The sequence below is a fragment of the Blastopirellula marina genome (genome assembly GCF_002967765.1).
Classification (GTDB): Bacteria; Planctomycetota; Planctomycetia; order Pirellulales; family Pirellulaceae; genus Bremerella; species Bremerella marina_A.
This window is the reverse complement of sequence record NZ_PUHY01000014.1, coordinates 263,292-280,395: the sequence shown is the minus strand read 5'-3', so window position 1 is coordinate 280,395 and position 17,104 is coordinate 263,292. Positions and strand designations below refer to the sequence as shown.

Annotated in this window: 12 protein-coding genes; 8 read left to right on the top strand and 4 right to left on the bottom strand. The window is 53.7% G+C overall.

Annotated elements, in window-relative coordinates; genetic code table 11:
* Positions 1–123: 123 nt before the first annotated feature.
* From C5Y83_RS23855 to C5Y83_RS23845, 3 genes are read right to left on the bottom strand one after another with little or no spacing between them, the layout of a single operon-like run.
* Positions 124–2,106, bottom strand: coding sequence for an alpha-amylase family glycosyl hydrolase (locus C5Y83_RS23855; RefSeq protein ID WP_105332309.1), 1,983 nt, complete (start codon positions 2,104–2,106; stop codon positions 124–126).
* Entirely contained in the window at positions 2,090–4,222 is a 2,133-nt protein-coding gene (locus tag C5Y83_RS23850; RefSeq protein WP_105332308.1) for an HAD-IIB family hydrolase, read from the bottom strand. Before C5Y83_RS23850 ends, C5Y83_RS23855 begins: the two co-directional genes overlap by 17 nt.
* Before the next feature lie 56 nt (positions 4,223–4,278).
* The gene (locus C5Y83_RS23845) at positions 4,279–5,175 is read right to left on the bottom strand and encodes a PfkB family carbohydrate kinase (RefSeq protein ID WP_158262497.1); all 897 of its coding nucleotides are present in this window, start codon (positions 5,173–5,175) and stop codon (positions 4,279–4,281) included.
* Positions 5,176–5,274: 99 nt separating this feature from the next.
* On the opposite strand from C5Y83_RS23845, the gene C5Y83_RS23840 reads away from it, so the two are divergent.
* The 6 genes from C5Y83_RS23840 (at position 5,275) to C5Y83_RS23815 (ending at position 12,016) form a co-directional block, all read left to right on the top strand.
* Positions 5,275–6,066, top strand: a complete 792-nt coding sequence (locus C5Y83_RS23840; protein ID WP_158262496.1) for an HAD-IIB family hydrolase — start codon at positions 5,275–5,277, stop codon at positions 6,064–6,066.
* Positions 6,067–6,171: 105 nt separating this feature from the next.
* A complete protein-coding gene (locus C5Y83_RS23835; protein WP_233207342.1) occupies positions 6,172–7,026 on the top strand; it encodes a DUF4105 domain-containing protein in 855 nt (284 codons plus the stop codon).
* 210 nt (positions 7,027–7,236) lie between these two features.
* The gene (locus C5Y83_RS23830) at positions 7,237–7,656 is read left to right on the top strand and encodes a hypothetical protein (protein WP_105332304.1); all 420 of its coding nucleotides are present in this window, start codon (positions 7,237–7,239) and stop codon (positions 7,654–7,656) included.
* 293 nt (positions 7,657–7,949) lie between these two features.
* Positions 7,950–8,636, top strand: a complete 687-nt coding sequence (locus C5Y83_RS23825) for an SDR family oxidoreductase (RefSeq protein ID WP_105332442.1) — start codon at positions 7,950–7,952, stop codon at positions 8,634–8,636.
* Positions 8,637–8,642: 6 nt separating this feature from the next.
* Positions 8,643–9,158 carry a peptide chain release factor family protein gene (locus C5Y83_RS23820; RefSeq protein ID WP_105332303.1) on the top strand — a complete coding sequence of 172 codons (516 nt, stop codon included), beginning with the start codon at positions 8,643–8,645 and terminating at the stop codon, positions 9,156–9,158.
* 80 nt (positions 9,159–9,238) lie between these two features.
* Positions 9,239–12,016, top strand: coding sequence for a hypothetical protein (locus C5Y83_RS23815; protein WP_105332302.1), 2,778 nt, complete (start codon positions 9,239–9,241; stop codon positions 12,014–12,016).
* 45 nt (positions 12,017–12,061) lie between these two features.
* Here the strand turns inward: C5Y83_RS23815 and nadE are convergent, their stop codons facing one another.
* Complete coding sequence (gene nadE, locus C5Y83_RS23810; RefSeq protein WP_105332301.1) at positions 12,062–14,077, bottom strand: NAD(+) synthase; 2,016 nt, start codon at positions 14,075–14,077, stop codon at positions 12,062–12,064.
* A gap of 412 nt (positions 14,078–14,489) precedes the next feature.
* Between nadE and C5Y83_RS23805 the strand changes: the two genes are divergently transcribed.
* A complete protein-coding gene (locus tag C5Y83_RS23805; protein ID WP_105332300.1) occupies positions 14,490–14,777 on the top strand; it encodes a hypothetical protein in 288 nt (95 codons plus the stop codon).
* Between the two features lie 38 nt (positions 14,778–14,815).
* Complete coding sequence (locus C5Y83_RS23800) at positions 14,816–17,098, top strand: hypothetical protein (protein ID WP_105332299.1); 2,283 nt, start codon at positions 14,816–14,818, stop codon at positions 17,096–17,098.
* Positions 17,099–17,104 lie beyond the last annotated feature (6 nt).

Below are 17,104 nucleotides of genomic sequence, written 5' to 3'. Positions count from 1 at the left end.
CAAATCATGCGCCAATAGCCTAGCGATGCCAGAAACCTAACACTTAGATCGTGTTTTGCTGTGAAGTGCCAAAATTTTGAGCAACTGTGGCCCGAATCTGGGCCACTCAAAGATAATCGGATCTTAGATCCGTTCCAGCCACAATAGTCCGTAAGGCTGCATAATCAGATCATCATGCGTAGCGATTTCGGTCTCTGTAATCAGATCTTGGAAGAAGCGACCGAGTCCGCCGGTTCGGATGTTGTTGGCAGGCACCCGCTGCTCTTCTTCGGTGAAGTTAGCCAGGATCAGTGTTCGGCTCCCTTCGTGATGGCGAACAAAGCCCAAGACGTGGGGATTATCGACAGGAACGAGGTCCATCTGCTGCCCCGATAGTGAGGGCAAGTTCTTCCGAAGCGAGATCAATCGCTGGATCGATTTGAAGATCTTGCCGCGAATCGAACCGTTCTGTTCGTCGACGTTTTGTTTGAAGTCTTGGAGATATTCCCATTTCATTTTGGGGCGATGAATCCACCGAGTATCGCCCGCTTTTGCCGGATCTTTCACGAAATCATAATCATTCAGCATCCCCCATTCCTCGCCGAGATAGAGCAAAGGAATGCCACCGATGCTGAGTGTGATTCCATACAACAAGCACATTCGCCGTACCGACATGTCGATCAGTTTCGGATCGTGAAACTCGATCGCTTGTTCAAGCCCTGCCAGCGACGCCAACGTCCCAGAAATTCGCATATCGCCCGTTGCCGGATTGTGCTGAAATGGCACACCACGCGCGAACGAACCAGGAAATTGGCCTGTGTAAAAGTTGTTCAAGAATTGTCGATGATCGTAACCGCTGATCCCGAGTTGCGCGGCATCTTCATCGTCGAATGTCCAGCCGATGTCGTCGTGACAACGAAGGTAATTGACCCACGAAGTCCCAACTGGCAAGCGATGACGATGACTTAGCGATTTTTTCAAAAGCCGTGTGCTGCGGGTCGCGAGCGACTCCCACAATAGTGCCATGAGGGTCGGGTTGTACGAGATTTGACACTCGTCCTCGTCGATGTACTTCACCACCTCGTCGGGATGCACGATTGCTTCCGATTTGAAGACCAATCCCGGAGCAGCAATCCCTGCCAGACAATTGAAGGCTTGAATCAGCAAATGCGCTTCGGGCAGATTCTCGCAATTGGTCCCAATCCGCTTCCAGATGAACGCGACCGCGTCGAGCCGTAAGATGTCGACGCCGGTGTTCGCGATGAACAACATCTCTTCAAGCATTGCTCGAAAGACGGCGGGATTGTGATAATTCAAATCCCATTGGAAGCTATTGAAGGTGGTCCAAACCCACTTCTGCATCCCGTCGTGCCAAGTGAAATTCCCGCGACGCACGGTCGGAAAGATCTCTCGCAGGGTTCGCTCGTACTGGTCCGGAACGGTGCGATCGGGGAAACAGTAATAGAACTGTTGATACTCGACATCGCCGGCTTGGGCATGCTGGGCCCAGTAGTGATCGTCCGATGTATGGTTAAAAACGAAATCGAGCACCAGGGAGATTCCCGCGGCGCGGAATTCGTCGGCCAGTTCACGCAGATCGTCAATCGTTCCCAGACGCGGATCAACGCTGCGGTAGTTGCTAATCGCATAACCACCATCGTTGTCGCCAGGTCGAACCGCGAACAGGGGCATTAGATGGACGTAGGTCAGTCCGAGATCGGTGAAGTACGGAATGCACTCGCGTAGCTTATTGAGATTCTCTGAGAAGAGATCAACGTACAGCGCACCACCGACCATCTGTTCCGATTGGAACCAAGTTGGGTCGTTCAGACGATGGTCGTCTTGGGCACGTAACTCATCGCTACGTTGCTGCCACCCGCGCGCCGCAGTATTGATGATTTCTTCCAAGTGATAAAAGAAATCGTAACGACTGCTGTACAACGTGTAGAGCAAGCGAAATAACCGCGGCCACTCGGCCACTAATCGCTGCGTAAAATCACGTGCTAAGCCGGCCGAGACCTCATCCTCCGACCAAATTGCCTCTAATCGTGGCAAGATTCGCTTGAGCGAGATCTCTGCCTCGACGTGCAATTGTTCGGGTTGTCCATTCCTACTCGTGCCGATCATTGGGTATCGTGATGTTTTCTAAGAACTGGTAGTAGTTAATTCCCTCCAGGATACCTCGCGCATGATGCCCTTCTGCGAAATAGATACGGGGCCAATCGCGGAGTCTCTCGAGCTCAGGACTGTAATTCCCTACAACCACTCCAAGTGTGCGCCCTTTCAACATACCCTCATCATTGCCGCTGTCGCCTGCGACGAGTACTTTTTCCGGGGAAAAACCCCATTTATAAAGCACGTGCCGCACTGCCACTCCCGGGCCGCCTCGATTCGGGATGATGTCTAAATACATGCCCCGCGAGAAAACCACGCGAGCCCGAATGCCTGCTTCTCGCAGCATTCGCTTGATTTTAGGAATACTCGGCGCCACGCTCGTATCGACATCGAAGCTGATTTTGAACTCGGATTGTTGATGATCTTTTTGCACAAAGATTCCATCAACACCCTCGAATAGTTTCCGAATTTCCTTCGGAGTCCAGTGCAAACCGATCTGTTTGCGCCAACTTCGATCGTTGGTCAAATTTTCTCCATAATAGAGTTCTGTTCCCACGCCGGCGCAGATCAAGTCGGGCCGGGGGAGCTTCATCTCTTCGATCAGTTCCATCGCACTATCGAGTCGTCGGCCGGTCGAAATCCCGAAGCCGATGTACTCGTGTTCCTTGACGGTTTCCAGCAATTCCTGGAGCGCGGCATCGTCGCCAGTCAGCGTATTATCAAGATCGGTGATGATCAGCCGATCGAAGTTCGGCATCCTTCGAACCTTGGCATTTCTAGCTAAGACCGGCTCGGCCGAGTGATCCAGGATATCGTTGACATCGCGCCAATAACGCTTGGCATGGTTGGCCCACGAATAATGCTTCTTGGCGCCAGCGGCCCCCTTCTCCGACCAATCATCCCATTGTTTTGGTTCGGTCAGCATCCGGAGTAACGACTTTTCGATCGCCTCGGGATCAAGCGGATCGACGAGCAAACCGTTTTGACAGTTGGCAATGATGTCGCGTGGACCACCGTCGTTGGTGGCGACAATCGGCAAACCCGTCGCGGCAGCTTCGAGCAGCGTCAGCCCAAACGGTTCGGTCAATGCTGGGTTCACGAAGACACCGCGCCGCTGCTTACCCCAACGATAAATATCGGGGACATCGCTTGGCGTGTGCATTTTCGGATAGGCAACCGAACCGTACAGATCGTAGTCGTCGATCTTGCCGAGGATCTGTTCAACAATCCGCCGTTGAGCCGATGCCAGATCCTTCAAGCGTTCGCGTGTTCCCATCACCAATACTAAATTGGACAACTCACGCAGGCGTTCGCTTTCACCGAACACACGGACCAGCATCTCGAGGTTCTTACGTTCGTCCGGGCGCGCCATCGCAATCAAGGGTGGCTTACTCGGATCGCGAAGAAAACGTTCGATGCCGGGACCAATCGGGTACTCCGTCTCTTGCGATTCAGGTGCGGAGAAGGAATTTAGATTTACGCCCGGCGGGATGACTTCCATTCGTCCAGGTACGTAATTCTCGTAAATCTCGTACTGTTGCTCGACTTCCTGACTGGTACTGGCAACCACCATAGAAGCCGTCTCCAACGCGACTTCTTCCGCCTCGATCCGCTGCGAAAGCTTATAGCGTCGTTCGAGGTCTTCGAGAGATTTCCCCTTGTCGAGCAAGCGTTGCTGTTTCACACGCCCCAGCGAGTGGCCGGTGAAAACAAAGGGAATGTGTAAAAGGCGGGCCAATTGGGCGCCAGCCAATCCAGCGTCGGCGTAATGACCGTGGATAAGGTCAGGCAAGCCTGCCCGGCGATAGTACGCGAGAGCCTGGTCGACAAAGAATTCGATGTAAGGCCAAAGCGATTCCTTGCGGATATACCGCTTCGGGCCGAAGGGAATACGAACGATCTTTGCGTTTTCACAAATTGGTTCCTCGACGAGTCCGTATTCTGATGAGACACGGTCATCGATAATCTGCCGCGTGAGGAGTTCGACCTCGGTCACGCCTGGTTGTTGTGCTAACTCTTCGGCCAATTCGAGAACGTATTTAACCTGGCCGCCGGTGTCGGCGTCCCGACCTAGCTCGGGATCTTTCGCGCGGATTAATCCGTGTAAGCTGATCAGTGCGATCTTCATGGAGAGTTGATTTTTCAAAGGTTGTTGGTGTTGGACCCGTGCGTCAAAACGTTTTCTTACGGGAGCACGTTTTCATAGAACGACTTGTCACGACAGGTCGCTCCATTATTCTGACACACTTTCCCGGCAAATCGGGACGCCGCCTCGCCAACCTGTCGCAGAGGGCGTCCCGCAATCAGTCCTGCAAGAAGAACTGAGGCAAAAGCATCACCCGCTCCGACCGTGTCGACGAGAGGATCGGGTTTAGTTACAGCAATTTCGATGCCAGCACCGTCCTCTGTGGCCAGATAGGCGCCTTTAGAGCCAGAGGTGATGCAGAAATTGGCGACTTTATGAACATTACGGAATTTTTCGACGGCCTTTTGAACATTTTCACGAGTCTCGCACGATATTCCCGTGAGTTTCTGAAGTTCTTCGTGGTTCAATTTCAACCAATCGGCTCCATCCACTAACGTTGGCACCCAAGACTCTTCAAACCATGGTGGCCGAAGATTCAGGTCGACGAACCTTGGTAGTTGGCTCTCGTTGATCACCCGGCGGATCGTTTCTGCGGTCTGCGGGCTGCGATAAGCCAAACTTCCGTAGTAGAGATACGAGTACGAATCGTAATTGTCGATCGAGGGAGGTTGAACGAAGTCCCAAGCGCGATCCTGAAGAATGTCGTACTTCGGCTCGCCGTTGTCGATGGTCACTTTGACCGCCCCGGTCGGCTTCTCGTCGCACGTCTGTATTTGATCTTGCCGCATACCCCAATCGGACATCGCCGATAACACGGTCTTCCCCTCGGCATCATCGCCGATCGCGGAAACCATGGTCGGTTCAAAACCCAGGCCTTGGAGATTCCAAGCAACATTGAAAGGAGCCCCGCCAAGGACTTGCTTTCCATCTGGAAAACAGTCGAAAAGGACTTCACCGAGAATCAACGGTGAACGATTTGGTTTGTCGTGCGACACGAATATTCGCTATCTTGATAGACTGAATTGTTGAGTAATTGAGAAGCATTGTTTTAGCACTCTTGCGTGCAAACTACAAATCGACAGAGGTCTTTCCCGGTGAATAAGGTTCTGGCAACCGACTTGGACGGTACGTTAATCCCGCTTGATAATCAGCCTGAGAACGCGCGTGACTTGTCACTGCTAGGAGAGCAGCTACGTTCCAATCAAGTCACGCTCACATTCGTTACCGGAAGGCATTTGGCATCGGTTGAAGACGCAATCAAACAGCATTCGCTGCCGACACCGGACTGGGTGATCTGTGATGTAGGAACGTCGATCTATCATCACGAACAAGGCGATTTTCATCTGGCCAACCCGTATGTCCAACATCTGCAATCGATTGTTGGTGAGTACTCGACTAAGGCCGTACGCGAAAAGTTTTCGACGTGGAATCAGTTGCGTCCCCAGGAAGAAGAGAAACAAGGAACGTTCAAACTCAGCTTCTACTGCGATGCCAAAGAAGTTGAAACTTTGGTTGCTAACATTCGTAGTACGCTCGGCGAACACGATATTCCCTACAACGTGATTGGCAGCGTCGATCCGTTTAATGGGGATGGTCTGATTGATTTGCTGCCGGCGAATGTTTCTAAAGCCCATGCGCTACAATGGTGGACGCGGCACACCGGCATGGCGAACGAAGAAGCCGTGTTTGCCGGCGACTCAGGCAACGATTTGGCCGCGATGACCGCTGGCTATCGAACGATTGTCGTGGGGAACGCAGATCGGGCCTTGGCGAACACTGTTCGAGCCCACTTTGAGGAGTGCCAGCAGCTCGAACGACTGTATCTGGCTGAGAAAACCGCTACCAGTGGCGTACTTGCTGGCTGCCAGCACTTTGGACTGCTTTAGTTTTGCTAGCAAAACGTCCAACTGACGTTGCGTTGCCAGCACCGGAGTTCTATAAGTTGCATCGCGAAAGAACGCCGCTTCGATCTCTCCCCCCACGATTGCCTGGTGAACGCGCCGAGCCCGACAACACGCCTCCCCTTACATCGCTGGTCATGCCGACTCTTGTTGGTAACGGGGATGTTATGGCTGATCAGTAATGCCATCGGATGTAAAGCGATTGTTGCCACCAACAATCGCACTTGGGCTCCTGACCAGTCGAAGTTACCGATCAGCGAAATCAGTGGCGACAACATCACGATTCATAACGTGCGTAACTGCCGTTACGCGACGTCGGACGAATACGTCGTGCAGTACTACGACAAGGATGTTCGGTTAAGCGATGTCCAGTCGGTCGACTTCATTGTGGTGCCGTTTAAAGATTCGCCCAGCATAGCGCACACGATGCTTAGCTTCGGCATGAAGAATGGGGATTATCTGGTTTCCTCGGTCGAGATTCGAAAAGAAGCCCACGAAGAATACTCGCCCTGGAAAGGGTTTTTCAACCAATACGAGCTGATGTATGTGATCGGAGATGAACGCGACATCATCAGTCTGAGCTCGAACTACTACAAGAGCGACGTCTATCTCTACCGTACAATTGCGCAACCGGAACAAGCTCAGGCTTTGTTCCTCGACGTCGTCAAACGAGCCAACGAACTAGCTGCACATCCCGAGTTCTATAACACGTTGACCAACAACTGCACGACGAACATTGTCTCGCATGTGAATAAGATCGCGCCAAAGAGTATTCCTTACGACATGCGAATTTTGCTGCCAGGTTACAGCGATGAGTACGCATACTCCCTAGGTTTGCTCGACAACCGGGTGCCCTTCGAGCAGCTCCATCGAGAATCAAAGATCAATAACTTGGCCGAGCGTTATCGAGACGATTCCGACTTCTCGCAATTGATCCGTCGATAACGGCGAACAACGCTGAAAAGTGGGCTGCCGATAGGGCATTTCCACCTCTACTACGCTAGCACTTGCACTTCTTTTTTTCGTGCGGTTTTTCGCACCTCTTCACAAATCCTGATCAATCGACATTGCTCTATCCGAAATTCGAATAAAAGATACACCCGACTCAACCACGTACGATGCCCCTTACACGATGGAACGTTTAGGGAGAACGATATGAGTGGTGTTACTTTTTCGGTAGCTGCTTTGTGGATGGTACTGGGGGCTTCCCCCAACGCACCGGTGGTCGAAGACCAAGTCGACCTGATCGAGGTGAACCATTACTACGATTCACAAGGCCGTCTGATCTTCGACCAGATCATTTTCTATGAATGGTCGCAATGCGATGCCCGGTTCCACGTAACCGCCTGGCGTCTCTTGAAGAGTTCCTGGCAAGTTCCCCGCAAGCGTTGGAGCGACGGGGCTTACACCACCACTTGGCGTGACGGTGACGTCATGCGAAGCGTGGTCGGCCGGAACATGCGAGAGACCTGGACGCAATACGACCCGGAACTGGTCGAACGGGACTTCCTGCCGCGTGAAAACCGGCGTGGCTTGTCTCCGAAGATGGACGCCCTGGCAAAGGCCGAGAACTAACGCGACGATTCCAACCTGGCTATCCAAGCCAAACGAGCACCTCGTTCTCTTCGCACAATGCGAATAAACGCTTGGACCGGGCGAGGACCTTTCTCACCTGCTCAACAAGAAACGCTCTTGTTGACCACGGCAACGGTCCAGACCTCGATTCTGATTCTCCACAGCGGCCGGTCTCTTCTTCACCACCGCCCACCCTGGTTGCGTCTGACCATCGAGGCGGTTGTAATGAACACGAATCCCAGTCGTCGCATTGGGATTCTTTCGGTTCCCTCCCCTAGATGAGCAGCACGGCCATGGCCTCACGAAAAATTGTTGTCACCGGCGTGACCAAAGGACTCGGGCGAGCCATGGTCGACGGCTTCATCGACGCGGGTCATCAAGTTGCCGGCTGTGGCCGATCGGCCGACAAGATCGACGGCTTGGCGGAACAGTACGGTAGCCCACATCGTTTTGATGTGGTCGATGTGACCAACGACAAAGATGTTGAACGCTGGGGGAACGATGTCACTGCGTCGTTCGGCGTACCCGATCTTCTCATCAATAACGCCGCGATCATCAACGAGAACAATCCTGTCTGGCAGGTACCTACCAACGAGTTCTCGCACATCGTCGATATCAACATCAAAGGGGTCTTCCACGTTCTTAAGGCTTTCGTGCCTGCAATGATTGAGCAGAAGTCGGGCGTCATTATCAATATCAGCTCTGGTTGGGGCCGTACCACTTCTCCAGAAGTCGGGCCTTACTGCGCGACCAAATATGCGATTGAAGGTTTGACGAAGTCGCTCGCTCAGGAACTGCCCGAGGGGATGGCGGCCATTCCGCTTGGTCCAGGGATGATCCACACCGAAATGCTGGAGAAGTGTTTCTCCGATGGAGCATCGAGTGCCCCAAGCCCGCAGCAGTGGGCTGAGTACGCCGTCCCTTTCATTTTGTCGTTAGGGGCAGACGAGAGCGGGCAATCGATCAGCATCGTGAAGTAGAGCCGTATGCCTAAGGGAATCGATCACCCCGCGGCCTGGCCCGCGGAAGAACTGCTAAAACGCTGCGAAACGAAGCGATTGCGTCGCGGCGGCCCTGGCGGCCAACATCGCAACAAGGTCGAGACGGCGGTCGTGATCCGAGATACGGTCAGCGGCAAGAGTGCCGAGGCAAATGAAAAACGCTCGCAAGAGGCCAATCGCCAAGTCGCGTTGTTTCGGCTGCGCGTGGTGCTGGCAACGGAATTGTCAACTGACATAGAACTGTCCACATTACCGAGCGAACTCTGGCGTTCTCGACTGCGTAGTGGAAAGCTCTTGGTTAACCCCAATCATGACGATTTCCCCTCGTTACTAGCAGAAGCGATCTCCGGATTGCACGCTTCCGGATGGGACGCAGCCGCTACAGCTGAGCAATTGCAGTGCTCGACCAGCCAATTGGTGAAGTTTTTGAAGAATGAGCCAGCAGCGTTCACGTTATTAAATCGACATCGCACGGAAGCGGGCCTCAAACCCCTGAAGTGAGGGAAAGGTTCCCTTGACACGCCCGGTCACGAGACCAACGATGGGTTGTTGGGAATAACCTAGATTTGGAGCATCAACCCATGCATGGCATGATTCGACGGACCGTCTTCTTCGCGTTATTGGGCCTGTTCGCGTTCACCACGCCGCGTGCTCAAGCACAAGATGTGAACGCCATCGCTGGCGAGCCGTTTGGTGTAGCGCGCATGGTGATCCCGTTCTCACGTGCTGATTTTGGCGATCCGATCGACAGCCGTGGGTTTTCGATTTCCGATACCGAGGGACGCATCTTCTACCCGGTGTTCAAGCCGCGGCGTACGTTACCGCTGCTTCAATCGCTAATTGGTGCCGACACGGTCACTCCGCCGCAAGACCTGGAAATCTATTTCTTGTTTCGCGGAAGTGCCCCTATGCAAGTCACCGTCGAAACTCCTACACCGCATACGTTTACTGTCACGCCGCGACAACGGCGAAGCGGCCCCCACAACAACCTTACCCGGCAATGGTGGCGCAGCTTCAACGATGTAGCGCGGGAACAATCCGGTGCCAACTCGCATCCACCGGTACTCGAAACGTATCTTACGATGATGCTCTCCGAGCGACTCGGTTTACCGTTGCCGCCGTTGACCGAGAAAGACATGGCGGATCGCTCGGCGCTTGATCCGAATCAATCATTGATGCTGCTTCTGGGAACCGAGAAGGTTCACGAAGCGATGCTTAAGTCCGTGATGAACAACGAGATGCCGCGTCAACAGGAACTCGGTCCCGTCGTTCCTCCCATTCAATTCGCACCGTTGGCCGTGCCGCAGCCAGCAGCTGATGTGGTCATCGAACCGATGGCGAATTACGTTCCGCGAGAATGTTTCTACGTGCGGTTCGGTTCGCTGAACAACTACCTTTGGCTGAACAAGCTCATGGAACGCAACGGTGGTGATCTGTCACGCATGATCAGCAGCCGCCGAGTTGCTTTCCATATCAACGAAGTGGTCCAGCGACAACTGGCGCTAAAGCAATCTGCCTTGGCTGAGATCTTTGGCGAGCAGGTGGTGCAAGATGTTGCCTTGATTGGTCGCGATACCTATATGCGAGAAGGCGCCGCGATGGGCATGCTCTTCCATGCCAAGCAAAGTGCCCTGCTGGTAAACGACATCAAGAAGAATCGCCAAGAGGCGTTACGAGAATTCAAGGAGCAAGGCGCGAAGTTGGAAACCATCCAACTAGCCGGGCAGGATGTTTCGTTTCTGTCGACCCCGGATAACACGCTTCGTTCGTTCTACGTCGCCCGTGGAGACTTCCATTTGGTGACGACCTCGCGCTGGATCGCCGAGCAATTTATTCTGCTCGAACAAACCGGCAATGACTTGGCGAACTCGCGTGAATTTCAATACGCCCGGCAGTTGATGCCTGTCAGCCGCAACGATACCGTCTTCGCATACCTGTCTTCCGACTTCTTTCGAGGTTTGTACTCGCCACAGTATCGGGTCGAGCTTCGTCGTCGTTTACGAAGCTTGATCGAGATGGAATTGCAGCAGATGGCGACCGCTGCGGCCACTAACGAGGGCTACCAGGATCTGTCCGTCGACGGACTGATGGCTGCCGGTTTTCTGCCGGCTAATTTCGGTGCGCGTGCCGACGGGAGCGAAACTATCATCACAGGCGACTCGCTGGGTGATTCGCTCCGGGGGAGTCGCGGACATTTTGTGCCGATTCCAGATATGGATATCCGGGGAATGTCGCCGCAAGAGACAGCCGACTTTAACCGGTTGCGACAGTTTCATATGACCGAGTGGCGACAGATGAACCCGATCTTGCTCGGCATGAATCGGTTTAAACTGAACGACGAAGGACTCGAGCGGTTAGCGATTGATGCCCGTGTATCTCCCTTCGAGCGTTCAAATTTCAGCCAGTTCCTTTCCGTTCTGGGACCGCCGATACCGACTCACATCGCCACCAGCCCACAAGACGTGGTAGCATTTCAAGCCGTGCTCAACGGTCAGCTTAGTGGAGGGCTGACGCACTACGCAGTGGCCGTGCAGGACCTCCCTTTCCCCTTGAACGAATTCACCAACAAGGGACTCTTAAGCACGCTGCGGATGATTCAATCGACGCCCGGCTATTTAACCGCATGGCCCAAACCCGGTCTGATCGATAATCTGCCAATCATCGGACCTGCAGCGAGGCCTGACATTAACGGCTACAACGAGCTTCCGTTCGGATTGTGGCGTCGTGAATGGAACGGATTCTCAACCCTTTCGTTCTATCCCGAGATCCTCTCAAACGTAACGCCCAACTTGGCGATCGTGGAAGACAAGTATCCAGCCCAAGCTCGGATTCACGTCGGCGATATCTCCAACGCTCAGATTACTCCTCTCGCTAATGGCCTAGCCCAAGCGATGGCGAAGAAAGGAAGCCTGGCCAATGCCGCGTTTTTCAACGAAGTGCATAATCAGTTCGGCGTCCCGAAAGAGCAAGCCAAGGGCTTCGCCGACCAACTCCTGCATCTCGAATTCATTGATCCATTGGGTGGACAATTTATTTTGAAAGAGGAACAGAACATCGGTGCTCATTGGGTTTCAACGGCTTGGAATGAACAAGGGGCAGATTATCAAGCGAACGTGATGACTTGGTTCCGTGGCCTTGATGCTCGCCTGAATGTCGACGAGCATCTGATCGAGATGCATGCTCAGCTCGACATGCAGAATGAAAAGCCAGCCCCCGGGCTGAAGATGCCAAGCTTCAATCTGTTCGACCTGGGGGGCGCGTTCGGTGGTTCCAAAAAGGAAGCCGCTCAAGAGGACGAACCGCAGACCCCGCCAGCCGAAGAGCTTCCGAAACCGAAGCCGGCCGGCCGTCAGTTTTAAGTTTTTTCTCGCTCAACAAGAAAGCCTGGCAGGCAAGCGAACTAGCTAACCTGCCTCGAACGATTGCGGGTCCATTTCTTCGATCTTGTTCCACATATCGCGGAGCTCAACCCGGAATCCACCAGAGAGGATCGGAAAGCGACACCAAGTTTTCGGATCAAGATTCTCGTCATCTAGATGGAAGCCAGGGGCGTAACGTTCCCGTTTCCATTGATTTCGGCTCCATAGTTGGAAAAACCGTTCGATGTACGCGCCCAGTTCGCGGGGCGAGTGTCCGGGGTAACGTTGCCGCAGATGCATCAGCACCTCAACCGCAATCTGCTTATCACGAATCGCTAAACGTTCGATCATGTCGAGCATTGTGTACGGCATCAAATCGGCCTCGTCCGTTTGACCTTGCTCAGCCGGGCGAAGCTCAGCTGTTGGCTGCTGTTGATTAATCACGCTCAACACCGATAAACACCCGATTCCGCGTGGCCCTTCGTTTTCCATCCAGACAAGCCATTCGCGGAGAAAAGCCTTATCGATTCCGGATATCGGGCACAGCCCGCCGCTGGTATCGCCATCCATCGTGGCATAGCCGACGGCCGCCTCGCTACGGTTACTGGTCGAAAGCAGCAAAGCCCCCTTCAAGTTAGCCACCAACCAAATACTGGGTGAACGCGTTCGAGCTTGTATGTTCTGAAGTGCGATGTCGTCGTCATCCCAAGTCAGCGGGCGTCCCATGATCTGCTCGCCCAACTTCGTGTAGCCTTGAACTAAGTCGTCGACGTCGACGCTATGAAAGTCGGCACCTACCGTTTCCGCAACTTGCTTCGCCGCGTTGTAGGTGATTTCGCCACTGTTGCGAGTTGCCTGATACACGCACGTCAGAAGCTTGGTGTTCACGTCACTTGGATTTGCTAAGCCGTCGAGACCATCAATGTATGACAGACGCTTTGCAATTTGATGAATCCCGATATCCTGCATCGCGAACTGAACCATGTAAGCGCACAACGTCGTCACCGCGGCCGAATCGGCACCGCCCGACATCGAGACGACAAACCCGCGTGAGCGACTCTTTCGCAGGTAGTCGAACAGTCCAAGTGAGACCGCCCGCGTGAACTCTTCTTCTTTCAGATGCTCCGACTCTTCCCAACTTGCCGGCACCAAATTCGGCACATCGGGCTCGCAGTGGGGCAGCGAGAAGTCCGCGTTGACGACCTGGTCTTTTGCGGCATCAAAATTCAGCACAAATGCATCGCTCTTAGCGCGGTTCATTCGGTTGACATCAATATCGACGACGGCAGTGGTGACTACGCAGTTTTGAAAGCTAAACCGCGGGGCCTCAGTTAGTAAGTGGCCAGCTGAAGCGACCATCGCTCCACCATCGTAAATGGCCCTTCCCGCCTCGTTGCCGAGCAGATTGGCATAAACGTATGCGGCATGAAAAGCTCGGGAGCCCTCCAGCACGAAGCGTCGCCGGACTTCCTGCTTATGGAAAGCAAAGTGGCTGGCGCTGGGATTGAGGATAAGGTCGACGCCGAGTTCAGCCAATTGGCTCCCAGGTCGGCTAGCAACCCAGGCATCTTCGCAAATTTCCAGGCCGAGCATTGTGCCACCGAAATCGAAGACGAGATCTCCCAGTGGTATCTTCTGGTCGCCTTCTTCATAGAAAGATCGTTTCCCTTCCGGCCAAGGCTTAAACCAGCGTGGTTCGTAGTGAATGCCGTCCCCAGCCAGGTTACGTTTCGGGACTAGTCCCAGCAGCTTTCCATTCGCAGCGATCGCCGCGACGTTGAATACCAAGCCGCGATACGAAATGGGAAGCCCGAAACAGGCGACCAGGCCCGTGGTGGCAGGGACTAACTCCTGCAGCTTGTTCCAAGCCATGCGCCGCATGCCCGCCGAAAGAAAGGCATCCTCGCAGCCGTATCCGGTAATGCAAAGCTCTGGCAGACAAATAACCGATGCCCCAGCATCGCGAGCCTTTTCCAGGGCCTCCAGGATATTGCGTGTATTCCCCTCCCAATCCATTGGTGTTTGATTGAGAACCGCGGCGGCAACTTTCACATTCAGCACGATGTTGATTCCCCGATGTTTTGTGATCCAACCACCAAGCTACCTCATCCAACGAAGCGGGTCTATCGGATGCCTGGGGGACACATTTCGCAGACGTTAGGATCGCCCATATTCAATCGTCTTCTGGCTTCGCTCTCCCATCTTCATTTGAACAGTCCTTAAAGGAGAGTAATGCGTGCCTGCTACGTTTTCTATGGTTTCTTTACTGCCTTCGAAACTCCAAAGAACTTTATTTCGTCTCGAAATTAACGCTTCAGCGAACGATTCACGCGATAACAATGGCCACCTTTCGTGCATGGAACGATAGCTCGAACAACTTTTTCAATTTTGCTTTCAATAGTTCCGTCGAGCTGGCGAAAACCACTTCAGGCAATTTGCTTGCAAACCGTTCAGCGACGGAGACAATGGTGACATGATTCAACGCTTTTCTCTCACCAAAATATTCGTCTTCACCGCCCTGGTAGCTTTGAGCTGCCTGGTCGTCCGCCAAGCATTCATGGGGGCCGACTGGGCGAAAGGGCTTTCTTTTGTCTTTGCGGCGGCGATCCTTTGGTGCGCTATTCATTTTGTGCTGGGACTACTGGGCTACTTTGCCATGAAACTGCGAGAACTTCTGGTCCCGCCGAAAGCACAATCGCCGTTTGCCACCGATACGCCGGCACCGCAGATTATCCCCCCAAAGAATATCGAACGCGACTGACCATCGATTTCACCAGCCAGCCGGAAATGATGTTTATCATGCCGTTTCGTCGAACTCGTTCGCCGCTGTTCTCCCTGATTCTTTGGGGAGCCTGTCTTACCGCTTGGTTGGTCTTCGGCAACTCGCCAGCATCGGCCGAAACGGGCAATTTTCATCAACTTCCGATGGCTCCTGACAAGCCCGATCATGGGTTGATCTTATCGATTGACTCGCGTTGGATCGATGGAAGCGGCTATCGTCCGATTCGGGTCACGGTCGGAACGGCCAACGGACGCCCAGCTCCTGCCGATCGCCGAGTGAAAGTCACGCTGCAACCATCGGAGTACAACATGTCGGCCGCCCTACCGGCCGTCACCAAAGAGATTGAGCTCCCCCAAGGAAAAGCCATCGCCACCGAAATCATTCTCGTCCCGCAACAAACCATATGGTACGGCATGAGTGTCGGTGTGACGGAAGATGGTCGAAAGCTCAGCGAGCTTTCTAATCCGCATCTAACGTCCTTCATGAGTTCTTACAATTACACGATGACCGAGGCCTATCCAGCCACCATCGTGTTTCATCGTAATGCTCCGGATCGGTCGCAACGCTCAAGCTGGGTTTTGGATCAGGCCAATAAGCTTGACTCCGGTGAAGAAGTGGTAGCGTTTCCCGACCTACGGATTCTATTTAACGAACAGGCTTTGCCAGGGTCGACCCCCTTGAAGTCGCATTTCACAGGTTCCCCCTACCAGGCCATTTCCGCGCTAAGTTACCTGACCCGGTCGGACGTCCTGCCGCTGAGCGAAATCCCCGACGACTGGCTTGGGCTATCGTCAGCGGACCTGCTGGTTTTCGAGCTCGAAGATCTTCAATCGCTCCAGAACACCGCCCCAAAGAAACTGATCGCAGTACGCGACTGGGTCCTAGCCGGGGGAAATCTGCTTGTCTGGAATGCTGGTGATGAAGGGCCTCGCAAGATCGATCCATTATTCAGCAAGGCCAAGCGAGCAGGCGAAAACGCCTGGGAAGAATACACAATCGATGCGTATCAAACGCATGACCTTGGTGTTTTGCGTACGCTTCGACATCCCCGTAGTTCCTATGGAATTAATGCCGCGACCGACTATTCTGCGCTGGCCATCCAAGATGGCAAGCTAGTCGAGACCGGTAACCGCAATAACGGCAATGCCCCCACCGCTGAAAAACCACTCAACTTCGTTGCCCGTGAGCTTGGTTATGGAAAAGTACTACTGGTAAAGGAAGATCCGTTCCCCGGTAATGTGACGACGTGGGAGCGTATGTTCGGCGCATTTGGAGGAGGCCGCCTGGCCTGGTTCGAGCGGCACGGCATGTCGCGTGTGCGTGAGAATCTCGGCTTCTGGGATTTTCTGGTTCCGGGAGTCGGCGTGGCTCCGGTCACCACCTTTGAGGTCCTCATCACATTGTTTGTGATCGTCATTGGCCCGGTGAACTATTTCGTTCTCCGGGCAATGAGCCGCTTAAATCTGCTGATTATCACCGTTCCTGCCGGGGCGTTCCTCATCACTGCTTTGCTCATGCTCTATGCCGTTCTCTCGGATGGATTTAGCACGCAAACGCGTATCCGCTCGGTGACGCGACTCGACCAACAATCGGGACTCGGCTCATCCTGGAGTCGCCAAGCATACTATTCAGGGCTGGCCAGTTCGTCTGGTCTTTCATTTCCGACGGACACAGCGATCTACGAGTACGAACAATTCCCCACCACCGAGAATTTCGGTCAAAAGAAAATTGCCTGGGACAAACAGCAAGTCCTCTCAGGAGGCTACTTCCGTTCCCGCGTCACCCAACAGTTTCTCGTCGTTCGCCCCTACGAGACGGAGCGACACCTGGAAATCGATACCAGCGGCGATGGGATCAGCGTGACCAATAAGCTAGGCACCAAAATCGAGGCGCTGCTTGTCGTTGACGACGCAGGGAAACCGCATTTCACCTCCAACTTGAATGCCGATGCTTCCTCAAAGTTACAGCTTGATCATCCTGATGCAGCGAATCGAATTCGTGCCATGATCAACGAAGCAGGACTAGGCGTACCGGTTGGCTTTGACCGACACATGTATCGTCGCATGAATCAGCGACGCTACTATGCTCGCTACATTAACATGCCAGAACAGCATCAAGCCGACCCCAACTTCTCGCACGCCCTGATGGAACGGCAACTACAAGATCAGTTGGTTAAAGCGTTTCAAGCGTTCGGACCTCGCAGCTATGTCGCCATCGTCGAACGCTTTCCAGAAACACCGATCGGCATCGACGCTCCGCTTGGCGAAAAGAGTCTCGAAGTCATTCAAGCAACTTGGTAACTCTCG

What these genes read in the sequence shown, in the direction of transcription:
- C5Y83_RS23850 (WP_105332308.1), bottom strand. Translation starts at nt 4,222, where the DNA reads ATGAAGATCGCACTGATCAGCTTACACGGATTAATCCGCGCGAAAGAT.
- C5Y83_RS23830 (WP_105332304.1), top strand. Translation starts at nt 7,237, where the DNA reads ATGAGTGGTGTTACTTTTTCGGTAGCTGCTTTGTGGATGGTACTGGGG.
- C5Y83_RS23855 (WP_105332309.1), bottom strand. Translation starts at nt 2,106, where the DNA reads ATGATCGGCACGAGTAGGAATGGACAACCCGAACAATTGCACGTCGAG.
- C5Y83_RS23800 (WP_105332299.1), top strand. Translation starts at nt 14,816, where the DNA reads ATGCCGTTTCGTCGAACTCGTTCGCCGCTGTTCTCCCTGATTCTTTGG.
- C5Y83_RS23815 (WP_105332302.1), top strand. Translation starts at nt 9,239, where the DNA reads ATGCATGGCATGATTCGACGGACCGTCTTCTTCGCGTTATTGGGCCTG.
- C5Y83_RS23820 (WP_105332303.1), top strand. Translation starts at nt 8,643, where the DNA reads ATGCCTAAGGGAATCGATCACCCCGCGGCCTGGCCCGCGGAAGAACTG.
- C5Y83_RS23825 (WP_105332442.1), top strand. Translation starts at nt 7,950, where the DNA reads ATGGCCTCACGAAAAATTGTTGTCACCGGCGTGACCAAAGGACTCGGG.
- C5Y83_RS23805 (WP_105332300.1), top strand. Translation starts at nt 14,490, where the DNA reads ATGATTCAACGCTTTTCTCTCACCAAAATATTCGTCTTCACCGCCCTG.